Origin of the sequence: Pseudomonas sp. BP01 (assembly GCF_022760795.1) — a bacterium.
Classification (GTDB): domain Bacteria; phylum Pseudomonadota; class Gammaproteobacteria; order Pseudomonadales; family Pseudomonadaceae; genus Aquipseudomonas; species Aquipseudomonas putida_Q.
Genome location: NZ_JAFBKA010000074.1, coordinates 1 through 564 on the forward strand (window position 1 = coordinate 1; position 564 = coordinate 564).

Below are 564 nucleotides of genomic sequence, written 5' to 3' on the forward strand. Positions count from 1 at the left end.
TATTGCCTGCGGCATCGACCTGGCGAATGTCCAAGGCTTCGCCGTTGGCCTGGGCAGGCGAGAGGGCGAGGCTGAAGGTACCGTCAGCGTTGACCAGGCCGCTGCCGATGAGGTTGCCGGCAGCATCACGCACCTGGACGGTAGCACCGGGTTCGCCGCGACCGGTGAAGGTCACGCCGTCGGCCAGGGTCAGGTCGGTCGGCTGTGCCGGAGGTATCAGGTCGGCTGAGGTCACCGAGCCCGGTTGGGAAACATTACCGGCGGCATCGGTCAGGGTGACTTGCAAGGTGCTGCCGTCGTTCACGGCAGGGTTCAAGGACACCACAAAGGTGCCATCGGCACCGACGGTGCCGGTGGCCAGTACAGTGCCTGCCGCATCGCGTACCTGTACGGTAGTACCGGCTTCGCCACGGCCGCTCAGTTGGCTGCCGGCCAGACCGATTACCAGGTCGATAGGCGCGTCTGGCGGTGTGGTATCGCCACCGTCGATGTCCGGCGCAGTGACCGAGCTGGCCACGGACGTATTGCCAGCAGCATCGGTAGCGGTAGCTTGGAGTACTTCGC

General features: G+C 65.4%; 1 protein-coding gene. It reads right to left on the bottom strand.

Annotation, left to right across the window (positions count from 1 at the left end):
- Nucleotides 1–564 (bottom strand): Ig-like domain-containing protein (locus JOY50_RS28525; protein ID WP_243056171.1); only part of this gene is annotated, 564 nt, incomplete at both ends.